Consider the following 13,616-nt stretch of genomic DNA (forward strand, 5'->3'; position numbering starts at 1 on the left):
ACCTCGGACGGGTCCCTCAGCAGATCACTTCAGGCCGAAGGCCCGGATGATCTCCTGGTCGACGGCGAGGCCGCCGGGTCCCTCGGTGTGCGCCTTGAGCGACACGAAGCCGCCCGCCTTCGCCGGGGTCCTGAACCCTGCGGTCCACCTGCCCGCCGAGTCCTTGTGCAGCTGCACGGCCGACCAGGTCTTGCCGTCGTCGTAGCTGACCGACAGCGAGGCCCTGTCGGCCTTCACCGCGCCGTCCATCCACTCCTGCGTGCCGGAGGCGAGACCCACCTCGGTCCACCGGCCGCCCTCGACGTCACCGGCCAGGTCGGTGTCGACGTCGAAGTCCAGCTGGAGCATCGGGATATCGGCCTGGTACGGGCCGTTCTCGTCCAGGGCGCCCGAGACGAAGCTCCACTCGCTGTGGGTCCGGGTCGAGGTCTTCCACACGTCGCCGTCCCGGACCGAGTCGAGGACCAGCCGGTACGGGAGCTTCTCGGACGAGAGGTCGCCCGCGTATCCGGCGCGGCCCGCTCCCTTCCTCAGCAGCGTGTCACCCTGGTAGAAGGCGTACGACGTGGTGTCGTACTCGTCCTCGGGCATCGAACCGGAGTGGCCCGCGCCGGAGTCGCTCCACATCGGGATGTTGAACTGCAGGTCGTTGTACGTCGTGCGGAACGGACCCCAGTAGCCGGTGCCGAGCCGCGGACGGGTGATCGGCGCGAACCACTCGGCCTCGTAGCTGCGGCCTGCCGTGTAGTCCAGGTCGCCGCTGCGCATCTCGGCGGCGAAACCTGTCGCCTGCGCGTTCAGAACCGAGTGGTTCTCGTACCAGAAGGAGTCGCCCGGCAGCGGGGTGACCCACTCGGTGCGGACGCCCGGGAACTTCTCGTACTCCTCGAAGCCGAGGCCCGGTCCGTAGTCCGGGATGTCGTAGCGGTAGCCGCCGCCGAGCGTCGCCTTGTGGCCGTAGAAGGTGTTCTCCACCGTCGCCAGCTGACCGGTCGACGGGGCGAAGGCCAGTGAGCGGTCGGGGATGGTGCCGTTGTGACGGTCGACCAGGTCGTACACGTAGCTCGTGTACCTGCGCTGGTCGATGTCGAGCTTCCGCCCGCGCTCGGCGGCCTTGATCAGCGTCCCGCCCGCGATCCTCTGCACGGTGGCCACCGGGATCGTGGTCTCGGTGCCGTACGGGACGTAGCTCTCCATCAGGACGCCGCTGCCGTCGTTGACGACGAACAGCGCCTTGGCGCCCGCGGCGAGCGCGTTCGCCAGCCGCTCCTCGGGGCTGACCGCGTCGCTGCGGGTGACCACGACGGCCTTCCCCTTGACGCTGCGGCCCTCGTAGTCGGCCGCGGCACCGTTGCCGGCGAAGAAGCCGGTCAGCTTCTGCTCGCTGTCCTCGGCGAGCAGTGAGCCGCCCTGCACGGTGACCGGCACGTCACGGCCGTCGGCCGCCAGGTCGATCATCTTCTCGCCCTGACGCCAGCGGGTCAGGAAGCTGAAGGTGCCCTGCGTGACCTTCTCGGTGGGGCTCGCCCACAACTGGTCGTACGTCAGGGGAATCTGGAACGCATCGCGCAGGACGACCCCGTTGGGCGCGGTGCGTGCCATGTCGTAGCGCAGCTGCCGTGTTTCGGTCTCCTTGGGCGTGCGTACGCTGACCTTGCGGGCCTTGGAGGCGTCCAGGGTGACCGTGGTGGGCTTGTCCAGGACCGTCTCGGGGTCCGCCAGGAAGGCGACGGCCTTCGAGTCGGCGCGGTCACCCTCGACGTCGACCGAGGCCCAGGTGGAGTAGTTGCCGGGCTGCAGGCGCAGCGTGGTCTCGCCGGAGACCGCGACGACGCCGAGGTCCGGGCTGCCGAGCTCACCGAGGACGACGTAGCCGTCCATCGGCTTGCCCTCGCGGTCGCGGAGCTCGAGCGTCAGGTCGTAGAGCTCCTGCTCCTTGTTCATCGCGAAGCCGGTGTGCGCGACGACCGTACCGGCCGCGTCCTTGGCGACGACCTGGCCGGAGAACTGGGTGTTGTTCGGGACCTGGGCCGGGTCGAGGGAGAGGACCACGTCGGCGGTGGAGCCGGCCGGGACGGTGACGGTGGACGCGGACAGCTTGTAGGCGGCCGAGTCCGTGCCGGTTGCCAGGTCCAGAGTGACGTCCTGCGCACCGGAGTTGCGGTAGGTGATCTTCCGCTCGGCGACCGGGTCGGTCGTGGCGTGCGGCCAGTCGTAGGAGGCGACCTCGACGGAGCCGGTGGCCTCGATCGTCGTGTCGATCGCCGCCTTCACGTCGAGGCGGCCGGTGCCCTGTTCGTACGGGGTGTAGTCGGGCAGCACCTTCGAGGAGGTCATCAGCGCGTCCTTGATGCGCTGGCCCGACCAGTCGGGGTGCCGCTGCTTCAGGATCGCGGCGGCGCCGGCGACGTGCGGCGTCGCCATCGACGTACCGGACATCTGCTGGTACATCTCGGTCATGCCGGGGATCGCCTGCGAGGCGGCCGCGTTGATGTCGACGCCGGGGGCGGACAGGTCGGGCTTCAGCCCGTGCGACCTCACCAGCGGGCCCATGGAGGAGAAGTCCGCGCGGTTGTCCTGCTTGTCGACGGCGGCGATGGTGAGTGCCTTCGCCGCGGAGCCGGGAGCGCCGATCGTGCCCGCGCCGTACGCGTTGCCGGCGGCGATCACGAACAGCGGTCCGCCGTCGGCCGAGAGCGCGTCGACGGCCTGCGCCATCGGGTCGGTGCCGTCGTCCGGGATGCTGGATCCGAGGCTCATGGAGACGACGTCGGCGCCTTCGGCCTTCGCCCACTCCATGGCTTCGATGATGCCGGAGTCCGCGCCGGATCCCTCGTCGCTGAGGACCTTGCCGACGATCAGGCCTGCGCCGGGGGCGACGCCCTTGTCGGCACCGTCCGACGCGGCGCCCGAGCCTGCGATGGTGGACGCGACGTGCGTCCCGTGGCCGTGCTTGTCGACGACCTCCTCGCCGGGTACGAAGCTCTTGGACTGAAGGATGCGGTCCTTGACGTCCGGGTGCGTCGCGTCGATACCGGTGTCCAGGACGGCGACCGTGGTGCCCTTGCCGTCGAAGCCGGCGGCCCATGCCTGCGGGGCGTTGACCTGCGGCACCGAGTCCTTGAGCGCCGCCTCGACCCGGCCGTCGAGCCACAGCTTGGCGATGCCGTTGTCGAGCGAACGGCTCTTCTCCGTGCGGGCGATGTCGCTCCAGAAGGCGCGCGCGTCGTCCTTGTCGGCCTTCAGCGCCGCACCGTGGATCGATTCGAGGGTGCGGACCGTCCTGCTGCCGCGCGGTGCCGCGGGCAGCGAACGTGCCGAGCCCGCGGGGTAGGTGGCGATCAGCGGGATGCCGCCGGAGCGCTTGTCGTCGTACCCCATCTCGACGAGGGCGGAGACGTTGAAGAGCCGGCGGTCCAGCTTCCCCGCCGCGATCAGGGCGGTCGCCTCGTCGGGCAGGACGTAGATGTCGTCGCCCGCCTGCTGCATGTGCACGCCGCCCGACACGCCGTCGGGGCGGTCCACGGTCACGGTGTCCTGGTTACCGGCGCCGTCCGTGTAGTGGACGACATCACCGGTGACGAGGGTGACGTCGTAGCTCCGGGCCGGGGCCTCGGAGCGGCCGTCGGTGGACGACGGCTGCGGAGCGGCGGTGGCGGAGCCCGCCGCGGGAAGCATGACGCCGCTCACGAGGGCGACGGAGGTCGCTATGAGCAGTGCCCTGCGTCCCGCGCGAACGGGTCTCGCCCGGCCGGAAACGGAGGAGGGGAGGAATGTCATGCAGCAGATCTACCGGCCGCGACACACCGATGGCGGGTTCACACCTGGCGTGAACCTGCCGTGGCGGTAATCCGCCCCCGCCGATGACCGCGGCCGGGCGGCCGGTTCAGGCCACGGAGACGAGCGGTGGTCCGTCCTCGTGGTGGATGGGGGTGTGGGCGCCGGAGAGCGGTACACCGCTGCCGCCGCGCCGGTCGGCGACGATCTCGGCCGCGATCGACAGGGCCGTCTCCTCGGGCGTACGCGCTCCGAGGTCCAGCCCGATCGGCGAGTGCAGGGAGGCCAGTCGGCGCTCGGTCACGCCCGCTTCGCGAAGTCGCTCGTTGCGCTCCAGATGGGTGCGGCGCGACCCCATCGCGCCGACATAGGCGACCGGCAGCCGCAACGCCAGTTCCAGCAGCGGTACGTCGAACTTGGCGTCGTGCGTGAGTACGCAGAGCACCGTGCGCGCGTCCACCTCGGTGTCCGCGAGGTAGCGGTGCGGCCAGTCGACGACGATGTCGTCGGCCTCCGGGAAGCGTGCCGCGGTCGCGAAGACGGGGCGGGCGTCGCAGACGGTGACGTGATAGCCGAGGAAGCGGCCGGCCCGGACCAGGGCGGCGGCGAAGTCGATGGCCCCGAAGACGATCATCCGGGGCGGCGGGACGCTCGATTCGACGAGCAGGGCGAGCGGCCGGCCGCAGCGCGAGCCGTCGGCGCCGACGGTGACCTCGCCGGTGCGGCCCGCGTCCAGCATCGCCCTGGCCTCGGCGGCGGCGGTGCGGTCGAGTTCGGGGTGCCCCCCGAGCCCGCCCTCGTACCTGCCGTCGGGGTGGACGAGCAGGGGTCGGCCGAGCAGCTCCGCGGGCCCGTCGGTGATTCGGGCGACCGCTGCCGCCGCACCCCCGGCGGCGGCGGCGAACGCTGCGGCGAACACCGGGCGCGCGGGATCGTCCGCGCGCACCGGGGTGACCAGGATGTCGATGACGCCGCCGCAGGTCAGGCCGACCGCGAAGGCGTCGTCGTCGCTGTAGCCGAAGCGCTCGCGCACGGTGGTGCCGTCCTCGAGAGCCTGCAGGCACAGTTCGTACACCGCACCCTCCACACATCCGCCGGAGACCGATCCGATGGCCGTGCCCTCGCTGTCGACGGCGAGCGCGGCGCCCGGCTGCCGGGGCGCGCTGCCGCCGACGGCCACCACGGTGGCCACGGCGAACGCGCGTCCCTGCCCGACCCACCGGTGCAGTTCTTCGGCGATGTCCAGCATGGCGTGTCTCCTTCTGACAGGGGTGCGGAGGGGCGGTGGCGTCAGTGGACGCCCAGCCAGCTCTCGATCGGATTCAGGGCGAAGTAGACGACGAAGACGAGCGTCAGGACCCACATGAAGGCGCCGACCTCACGGGCCCTGCCCTGGGCGAGCTTGATGGCGGCGTACGAGATGACGCCCGCGGCGACACCCGTGGTGATGGCGTACGTGAACGGCATCAGGACCACGGTGAGGAAGACCGGGATGGCGACGGAGCGGTCGCTCCAGTCCACGTGCCGGGCGTTCTGCATCATCATGGCGCCGATGACGACGAGGGCGGCCGAGGCCACCTCGGCCGGCACGATGGCCGTGAGCGGGGTGAAGAAGAGGCAGGCGGCGAAGAAGAGCCCGGTGACGACGGAGGCCAGCCCGGTGCGGGCGCCCTCCCCGACGCCGGTGGCCGACTCGACGAACACGGTCTGGCCGGAGCCCCCGGCGACACCGCCGATCGCTCCGCCCGCTCCGTCGATGAACAGTGCCTTGGACAGGCCCGGCATCCGGCCCTTGTCGTCGGCGAGCTTCGCTTCCGTGCCCACTCCGATGATGGTGGCCATCGCGTCGAAGAAGCCGGCCAGCACCAGGGTGAAGACGATCATTCCGACGGTCATCACCCCGACGTCGCCCCAGCCGCCGAACTCGACGTCCCCGAAGAGCGAGAAGTCCGGTGGGGAGACAGCGCTGCCGCCCAGTTCGGGCGGGCCGCTGCTCCAGGACGTGGCGTCGATGTCGCCGACGGCGTTGACCACGACCGCGACCAGGGTGCCGACGACGATGCCGATCAGGATCGCGCCGGGGATGTTGCGCGCCTGCAGCATGAAGATCAGCAGCAGGGTCACGGCGAAGATGAGGACGGGCCAGCCGGCGAGTTCACCGGCTGGGCCGAGTGAGAGCGGGGTCGCGGTGCCCTTGTGGACGAAGCCGGCCTTGTAGAGCCCGATGAGGGCGATGAAGAGGCCGATGCCCATGGTGATGCCGTGCTTCAGCGCGAGCGGGATGGCGTTCATGATCATCTCGCGGAGGCCGGTGACGACCAACAGGCAGATCACCAGGCCGTAGACCACGCACATGCCCATGGCCTGCGGCCAGGACATGGCCGGGGCCACCTGCGAGGCGAGCACGCCGGAGACGCTGAGACCGGCGGCGAGCGCGAGGGGCACCTTGCCGATGAAGCCCATCAGCAGGGTGGTGGCAGCCGCCGCGAACGCGGTGGCGGTGATGAGTCCCGGCTGGCTGAGCAGCTGGCCGTCGACGTCCTTGCCGCCGAGGATGAGCGGGTTGAGCAGGAGGATGTACGCCATGGCCATGAAGGTCGTGACGCCGCCGCGCACTTCGCGCGCGACGGTCGATCCCCGTTCGGATATGTGGAAGTAGCGGTCGAGCCAGGACCGTCCGGCGGGGACACGCGAGCCGGGGCCCGCGTCCTCCGCACTCGTCTTGACTTGCACTGACTGCTGGGTCATGTTGCCTGACTCCCAAGGTTCACAGGGGCACCCGCGTGGAGCTTCGTGACTGCGGGATTTGGGATGCTGCTCGGCGGCACGACCCGGGGGACGGCCCAGGACGAACTCTTCTTGCAGGTGGAGCGGTTGTGCGTGGACTCCGGACGGTGCGCGGCGCGGGGAAGTGTGACGTTCACGGCAGGCGCGCACCGCCCGGAGGGTTCTGAGTGGCCGTCAGGTACCGGTGAGGTGCTCGGGGCGTACCGGTGTCCTGTTCAGCTCCAGACCCGTCGCGTTCCGGATCGCCGCGAGGACGGCCGGGGTGGACGACAGGGTCGGGGCCTCGCCGACGCCGCGGAGCCCGTACGGGGCGTGGTCGTCGGCGAGTTCGAGCACATCGACCGGGATGGCCGGGGTGTCGAGGATCGTGGGCAGCAGGTAGTCCGTGAAGGACGGGTTGCGCACCTTCGCGGTCTTCGGGTCGACGACGATCTCCTCCATGACGGCGATGCCCATTCCCTGGAGGGTGCCTCCCTGGATCTGGCCGATGACCGACAGCGGGTTGAGCGCCTTGCCGACGTCCTGGGCGCAGGCCAGTTCGATGACCTTGACCAGACCGAGTTCGGTGTCGACCTCGACGACCGCGCGGTGGGCGGCGAAGGAGTACTGGACGTGGCCGTTGCCCTGGCCGGTCCGCAGATCGAACGGCTCGGTGGGCCGGTGGCGCCACTCCAGCTCGATGTCGATCGCCTCGTCCTCCAGTACGTCGACCACGTCGGCCAGTACCTCGCCGCCGTCGGTGACGACCTTGCCGCCCTCCAGGAGGAGTTCGGCGGTGGCCCAGGCCGGGTGGTACGTACCGAACTTGCGGCGGCCGAGCTCCAGCACCTTCTCCCGGACGGCTTCGCAGGAGTTCTTCACGGCGCCGCCGGTGACGTACGTCTGGCGGGAGGCGGAGGTCGATCCCGCGGAGCCGACACGGGTGTCGGCGGGCTGGATGGTGACTTGGTTGACGCCGAGTTCGGTACGGGCGATCTGCGCGTGCACGGTGACGCCGCCCTGTCCGACCTCGGCCATCGCGGTGTGCACGGTCGCGACCGGCTCGCCGTTGATGACCTCCATCCGCACCCGGGCGGTGGAGTAGTCGTCGAAGCCCTCGGAGAAGCCGACGTTCTTGAGGCCGACCGCGTAGCCGACCCCGCGTACGACGCCTTCGCCGTGGGTGGTGTTGGAGAGTCCGCCGGGCAGGGCGCGCACGTCGACGCTGCTGCCTTCGGCGTCCACCGCCAGCCACTGCTGCTCGGGCGGCATCGGCCGGGACTTGACCCGGCGCAGCAGCTCGGCGACCGGGGCCGGCGAGTCGCAGGGCTGCCCGGTCGGCAGGAGGGTGCCCTGCTCCATGGCGTTGAGCTGCCGGAACTCGACCGGGTCCATGTCGAGCTTCGCCGCGAGCTTGTCCATCTGCGCCTCGTACGCGAAGCACGCCTGGACGGCGCCGAAGCCGCGCATGGCGCCGCAGGGCGGGTTGTTGGAGTAGAGCGCGAGGGCCTCGATGTCGACGTCCTCGACGACGTACGGGCCGACGGAGAGCGAGGAGGCGTTGCCGACGACCGCCGGGGAGGCGGAGGCGTAGGCGCCGCCGTCGAGCACGATCCGGCACTTCATGTGGGTGAGCTTGCCGTCCTTGGTGGCGCCGTGCTCGTACTGGAGCTTCGCGGGGTGCCGGTGGACGTGTCCGAAGAAGGACTCGAAGCGGTTGTAGACGATCTTGACCGGCTTGCCGGTGCGCAGCGCGAGCAGGCAGGCGTGGATCTGCATGGACAGGTCCTCGCGGCCGCCGAAGGCACCGCCGACGCCGGAGAGCGTCATGCGGACCTTGTCCTCGGGCAGGCCCAGGACCGGGGCGATCTGTCTGAGGTCGGAGTGCAGCCACTGGGTGGCCACGTACAGCTCGACGCCGCCGTCCTCGGAGGGCACGGCGAGGCCGGACTCCGGGCCGAGGAACGCCTGGTCCTGCATGCCGAAGGTGTACTCGCCTCTGACGATCACATCGGCGCGCTTCGCCGCCGCGTCGGCGTCACCGCGGACGATCGGCTGGCGGTGGACGATGTTCGGGTGCGGGACATGGCCGATGTGGTGGTCGTCGCGGCCTTCGTGGACCAGGATCGCGTCAGGTGCGGTCGCGGACGCCTCGTCCGTGATGACCGGCAGTTCGACGTAGTCGATCTTGATCTTCGCGGCGGCGCGGCGTGCGGTCTCCGGGTGGTCGGCGGCGACGAGCGCCACCGGCTCACCGTGGTGCCTGACCTTGCCGTGGGCGAGGACCGGGGTGTCCTGGATCTCCAGGCCGTAGTTCTTCATCGCGGCGGGCAGGTCGTCGTAGGTCAGCACGGCGTAGACGCCGGGCGTCGCGACGGCCTCGCCGATGTCGATGGACCTGATCTCGGCGTGGGCGACGGTCGAGCGGAGCGTGTGGCCCCACAGCATGTCCTCGTGCCACATGTCCGAGGAGTAGGCGAACTCACCGGTCACCTTCAGGGTGCCGTCGGGGCGCAGCGTGGACTCGCCGATGCCGCCCCTGGTCTGAGAGCCCTGGGTGATCTTGGTGGGGGTGCCGGCCGGCACGGAGGCGGCCCGTGGATGCAGAGCCATGGCTATCGCACCGTCTCTTCCTGACGGGCGGCCGCGAGGCGGACCGCGTCGAGGATCTTCTCGTAACCCGTACAGCGGCAGAGGTTGCCGGAGAGCGCCTCGCGGATGTCCTGGTCGGACGGCGAGGGGTGGGTCTCCAGCAGTTCGTCGGCGGCGACCAGGAGGCCGGGGGTGCAGAAACCGCACTGCACGGCACCGGCGTCGATGAACGCCTGCTGAATCGGCGAGAGCTCGGTCGCCTCGCCGCTCTGTCCGTCGGCGGGCTTGGCCTGCCAGCGCCGGGCGGCGTCGAGCGTCGTGCCGCAGGCGCCGGAGGCGCAGCCGTTGCCCGGGTGGGCGTCCTCGCGGTGCTTCGCGTAGTCCGCGAGGCCCTCGACGGTGACGACCTCGCGGCCCTCGGCCTGTCCGGCCGCGACCAGACAGGAACAGACGGGCACGCCGTCCAGGCGGACCGTACAGGACCCGCATTCGCCCTGTTCACAGGCGTTCTTCGAACCCGGAAGACCCATGCGCTCACGCAGGACGTACAGGAGGGACTCGCCCTCCCACACGTCGTCGGCTTCCTGCTTGCGGCCGTTGACCGTGAAATTCACTCGCATGGTTAAGCAGCTCCTTCGAGGGTGCGGCCCGTGCCGCGGTACTGCTCCCAGGTCCAGCCCAGCGTGCGGCGGGCCATGATGCCGACGGCGTGCCTGCGGTAGGCCGCGGTACCCCGTACGTCGTCGATGGGGTTGCAGGCGCCGGAGGCCAGCTGCGCGAACTGCTTGGCGACGGACGGGGTGATGATCTTGCCGTTGTCCCAGAACCCGCCCTCTTCCAGCGCGGCGTTCAGGAACTCCTCGGCCTCCCTGGCCCTCACGGGCGTGGGGGCGGCGGAGCCGATGCCGGTCCGGACGGTGCGGGTCTCCGGGTGGAGGGCGAGGCCGAAGGCGCAGACCGCGATGACCATCGCGTTGCGGGTGCCGACCTTGGAGTACTGCTGAGGGCCGTCGGCCTTCCTGATGTGCACGGCCCGGATCAGCTCGTCCGGTTCGAGGGCGTTGCGCTTGACGCCGGTGTAGAAGGCGTCGATGGGGATCATCCGGGTGCCTCGCACGGATTCGGCCTCGACCTCGGCGCCCGCGGCGAGCAGGGCCGGGTGGGCGTCACCGGCGGGCGACGCGGTGCCGAGGTTGCCGCCGACGCCGCCGCGGTTGCGGATCTGCGGCGAGGCGACGGTGTGCGAGGCGAGGGCGAGGCCGGGCAGCTCGGTCCTGAGGTGCTCCATGATGGCGCTGTACGGCACCGAGGCGCCGAGCCGGACGTCGTCCCGGCCCACCTGCCACTCGGACAGCTCACCGATGCGGTTCAGGTCCAGGAGGTACTCGGGCCGCCGGTGGTCGAAGTTGATCTCGACCATCACATCGGTTCCACCCGCGATGGGTACAGCCGTCGGGTGCTCGGCCTTGGCGGCGAGCGCCTCCTCCCAGCTGGCGGGGCGAAGGAAGTCCATGAGTGGCTCTCTTCTTCTCAATGGGGTCGTTCGGCTGGGGGCTGGGGACGGCCGGCCCTCGACTGGTCGTTCCTGTGTTGTTGACGCGGTGTGTGACTCAGTACACAAGCCTTGCTCCACTCGGTGCAGTCACCGAAACCATGAAGGAATTGGCTGGTCCTCATCCCCGTCTTGTAGATTCGAACGAATGGTGGGGAACATGAACCTCACCGCAACTCACAGGTATCCCCAGCTGTCCCCCGGACCAACGAAAAAGATCGGCGGCAATCGAGATGCGGCTGCGCGCACTGCTGGACACCGACGCGCTGGGCCTGCGGCTGCTCGGCGGCGAGGACGAACTGGACCGCTCGGTCCGGGGCGTCATGACGACCGATCTGCGAGACCCGAGCCGCTATCTCTCCGGGGGTGAGCTCGTCCTCACGGGCCTGGCCTGGCGCCGGGACGCTGCGGACTCGGAGCCGTTCGTCCGGATCCTGGCGAATGCCGGCGTCGCCGGTCTCGCGGCGGGCGAGGCGGAGCTCGGGGCCATTCCCGACGATCTCGTCGAAGCATGCCTGCACCACCGGCTCCCACTCTTCGCGGTCAATGAAATTGTCGCATTTGCAACGATCACCGAACATGTGGTGCGCCAGGTCTCGGGCGAGCGTGCCGGTGATCTCGCCGCAGTCGTGGACCGGCACCGCCGACTGATGACCTCCGGCCCGGCCGGCGGCGGCCCCGAGGTGGTCCTCGACCTGCTGACCTCCGACCTGGACCTGCGCGCCTGGGTCCTCTCCCCCACGGGCCGCCGGATCGCCGGAGCCGGCGAGCCCCTGTCCGGTCCCGTGGGCGCGGCACTGGCCGCGCAGCACCTCGCGGCCACCCGCACGGGCCGCCGGGGCCCGCACCGCGCCGAGGCGGGCGGTACGACGTATTCGCTGTTCCCGATCCGGAACAACGGCCGGGGTACCGTCCCGGCCCCGTCCCGTGACGTGCGGGAGTCGGTGCTCTCGGACTGGCTGCTGGCCGTGGAGGGCGACGCGAGCGACTGGCCCGCGCCGCGGCTCGACCTGCTCCAGGGCGTCACGCAGCTGATCGCGGTCGAACGGGACCGCCGCGACGCGGCCCGTACGGTACGCCGCAGGCTCGCCCAGGAGGTTCTGGAGCTGGTCCAGACGGGCGCTCCCCCGGCCGAGATCGCGGCCAGGCTGCGGGTCGCTGCCCCGGTCCTGCTGCCCGGCCTCGGGACGGCGCCGCACTGGCAGGTCGTGGTGGCCCGGGTCGAGTGGGCGGGCGAGGGCACGGACTCGGGCCCTGAACTTCCGGGCGGCCAGGTCGCGCAGGCGCTGCTGGAGGAGATCCTCGTCGACCCCGCCGTGGCGGGACCCGACTCCGCGGACCGGATCGCCGTGGCCCACACGGGTGACGAGGCCGTCGCCCTCGTTCCCCTGCCCGCCGTGACCGCGCCCGCGGCGGAGCCCGCTTCCGGCTCCGGTCCGGACGCGCCCGAGGAGGCCCCGCAACGGCGGGACAACGCGCTGCACGCCGACGCCCTCCTCGCCACCGTCCGTGAACCGCTCTCGGCGGGGCTCGCGGACGACGGCCGTCTGACACTGGGTGTCAGCGCCGCCGTGCATTCGGCCGAAGGGCTGCGCGGCGCACTGGAGGAGGCCCGGCACGCACGCCGCGTCGCGGCGGCACGCCCCGGCCGGGTCTGCGCGGCCGGCCACCACGAGCTCGCCTCGCACGTCCTGCTGCTGCCCTTCGTCCCCGACGACGTCCGCCGGGCCTTCACCGCCCGTCTGCTGGACCCGCTGCGCGACTACGACAGGCGGCACCGCGCGGACCTCATCGAGACGCTCGAGGCCTTCCTGGACTGCGACGGTTCCTGGACCCGCTGCGCGGCCCGGCTGCACCTGCACGTCAACACGCTGCGCTACCGCGTCGGCCGAATCGAGCAGTTGACGGGGCGTGACCTTTCGCGCCTCGAGGACAAGCTCGACTTCTTCCTCGCCCTGCGTATGAGCTGACTTCCGGGAGCCGTCACGGCACCGCCACGTTCCGGTCGATTGTGAAATCTTTCACCTGAGATTGATCCCACCCCTTGGCCCGGCGTGCCATTCCGTGCTGAGATGCGGCCACACTCAACAGCTCAAGGGCGCGCTCGGGGAGGGCAACGTGGCGCATACCGCCATGTCTGGTTCCGGAACGACAGCAGATGACGATCCGCCGCTCCAGACAGCGGTATGGCGGCTGCGGTCACGCGCCTGCTGGACGGATGCGGCCGCACTGCTGGAACACCACGCGGCCACGGATGCCGCCGCCGCTCTCCAGCGGACGTCCCTGCTGACCGAGCAGTGCCTCTACACCAGTAAAGGCTGGACCGAGGCCGAGGACGCGCTGCGCACGGCCGAGGCACTCGCCCACGACGACACCGAGCGCGGGGCGGCCGCCTGCGAGCGCGGCTACCTCGCGTACGCCTCGACCCTGCTCGGGGTGCGGGACCGGGCCGACGAGGCCAGCGTGGCGCTGAGCAGGGCCGCGGCCCTGCTCGCCCCGGGGGCCGCCGGCCGCCCCCTGCTGGACTTCCGCCGGGGCCTGATCGCCCAGAACATCTCCGATGCGCCCCAGTCCGCCCGTGCCGCGTACCGCAGGGCCCACGCCGGGGCCACGGCCCAGGGCGACGAGCTGCTGCTCTCGTTCACCTGGCGGCACCTGGCCTCGCTCGCCCTGCGCGAGGGCGAGCTCGCGGAGGCGCGGCACGGCTTCGCGGAATCGCTGCGGATAAGGGAGGAGCTGGGCTATCTCGTCGGGACCGCCCCGGCCCTCCTCTCGCTGGCGGACGCCGAGACGGAACCCGAGGCGGGGCGGCTGCGCGCCGAGGCGGGCCGGCTGTTCCGGCTGCTCGGTGGCGTACCGACGTGGCTGGCCCCCCGCCTCGAGCCACCCGCCCCGGAGACCGTGGAGGCCAACTGACACGCGCGGCCGG

8 protein-coding genes are annotated in these 13,616 nt (G+C 71.0%); 2 read left to right on the forward strand and 6 right to left on the reverse strand.

The genetic code is table 11. From position 1 onward, the window contains the following. Nucleotides 1-24: 24 nt before the first annotated feature. From OG844_RS16710 to OG844_RS16735, 6 genes are all read right to left on the reverse strand, one after another. On the reverse strand, nt 25-3,678 hold the full coding sequence (locus OG844_RS16710; RefSeq protein WP_406396165.1) for a S8 family serine peptidase: 3,654 nt from the start codon (nt 3,676-3,678) through the stop codon (nt 25-27). 208 nt (nt 3,679-3,886) lie between these two features. Beyond that, entirely contained in the window at nt 3,887-5,026 is a 1,140-nt protein-coding gene (locus OG844_RS16715) for an XdhC family protein (protein ID WP_406391094.1), read from the reverse strand. A gap of 41 nt (nt 5,027-5,067) precedes the next feature. Next, nucleotides 5,068-6,525, reverse strand: a complete 1,458-nt coding sequence (locus OG844_RS16720) for an NCS2 family permease (protein WP_406391096.1) — start codon at nt 6,523-6,525, stop codon at nt 5,068-5,070. Between the two features lie 213 nt (nt 6,526-6,738). Next, a complete protein-coding gene (locus OG844_RS16725) occupies nt 6,739-9,156 on the reverse strand; it encodes a xanthine dehydrogenase family protein molybdopterin-binding subunit (protein WP_406391098.1) in 2,418 nt (805 codons plus the stop codon). Between the two features lie 2 nt (nt 9,157-9,158). Next, nucleotides 9,159-9,755: a (2Fe-2S)-binding protein gene (locus tag OG844_RS16730; protein WP_406391100.1), complete on the reverse strand. Its 597-nt coding sequence runs from the start codon at nt 9,753-9,755 to the stop codon at nt 9,159-9,161. A 2-nt stretch (nt 9,756-9,757) separates the two neighbouring features. Next, on the reverse strand, nt 9,758-10,648 hold the full coding sequence (locus tag OG844_RS16735) for an FAD binding domain-containing protein (protein WP_406391102.1): 891 nt from the start codon (nt 10,646-10,648) through the stop codon (nt 9,758-9,760). 272 nt (nt 10,649-10,920) lie between these two features. On the opposite strand from OG844_RS16735, the gene OG844_RS16740 reads away from it, so the two are divergent. Next, entirely contained in the window at nt 10,921-12,657 is a 1,737-nt protein-coding gene (locus OG844_RS16740; RefSeq protein ID WP_406391104.1) for a PucR family transcriptional regulator, read from the forward strand. A gap of 163 nt (nt 12,658-12,820) precedes the next feature. Then, a complete protein-coding gene (locus tag OG844_RS16745; RefSeq protein ID WP_406391106.1) occupies nt 12,821-13,603 on the forward strand; it encodes a hypothetical protein in 783 nt (260 codons plus the stop codon). Nucleotides 13,604-13,616: the final 13 nt, after the last annotated feature.

This window comes from Streptomyces sp. NBC_00887 (genome assembly GCF_045207585.1).

Coding starts and splice junctions, on each gene's coding strand:
- OG844_RS16715 (WP_406391094.1), bottom strand. CDS start 5,026: ATGCTGGACATCGCCGAAGAACTGCACCGGTGGGTCGGGCAGGGACGC.
- OG844_RS16745 (WP_406391106.1), top strand. CDS start 12,821: ATGTCTGGTTCCGGAACGACAGCAGATGACGATCCGCCGCTCCAGACA.
- OG844_RS16730 (WP_406391100.1), bottom strand. CDS start 9,755: ATGCGAGTGAATTTCACGGTCAACGGCCGCAAGCAGGAAGCCGACGAC.
- OG844_RS16725 (WP_406391098.1), bottom strand. CDS start 9,156: ATGGCTCTGCATCCACGGGCCGCCTCCGTGCCGGCCGGCACCCCCACC.
- OG844_RS16740 (WP_406391104.1), top strand. CDS start 10,921: ATGCGGCTGCGCGCACTGCTGGACACCGACGCGCTGGGCCTGCGGCTG.
- OG844_RS16720 (WP_406391096.1), bottom strand. CDS start 6,525: ATGACCCAGCAGTCAGTGCAAGTCAAGACGAGTGCGGAGGACGCGGGC.
- OG844_RS16735 (WP_406391102.1), bottom strand. CDS start 10,648: ATGGACTTCCTTCGCCCCGCCAGCTGGGAGGAGGCGCTCGCCGCCAAG.
- OG844_RS16710 (WP_406396165.1), bottom strand. CDS start 3,678: ATGCTTCCCGCGGCGGGCTCCGCCACCGCCGCTCCGCAGCCGTCGTCC.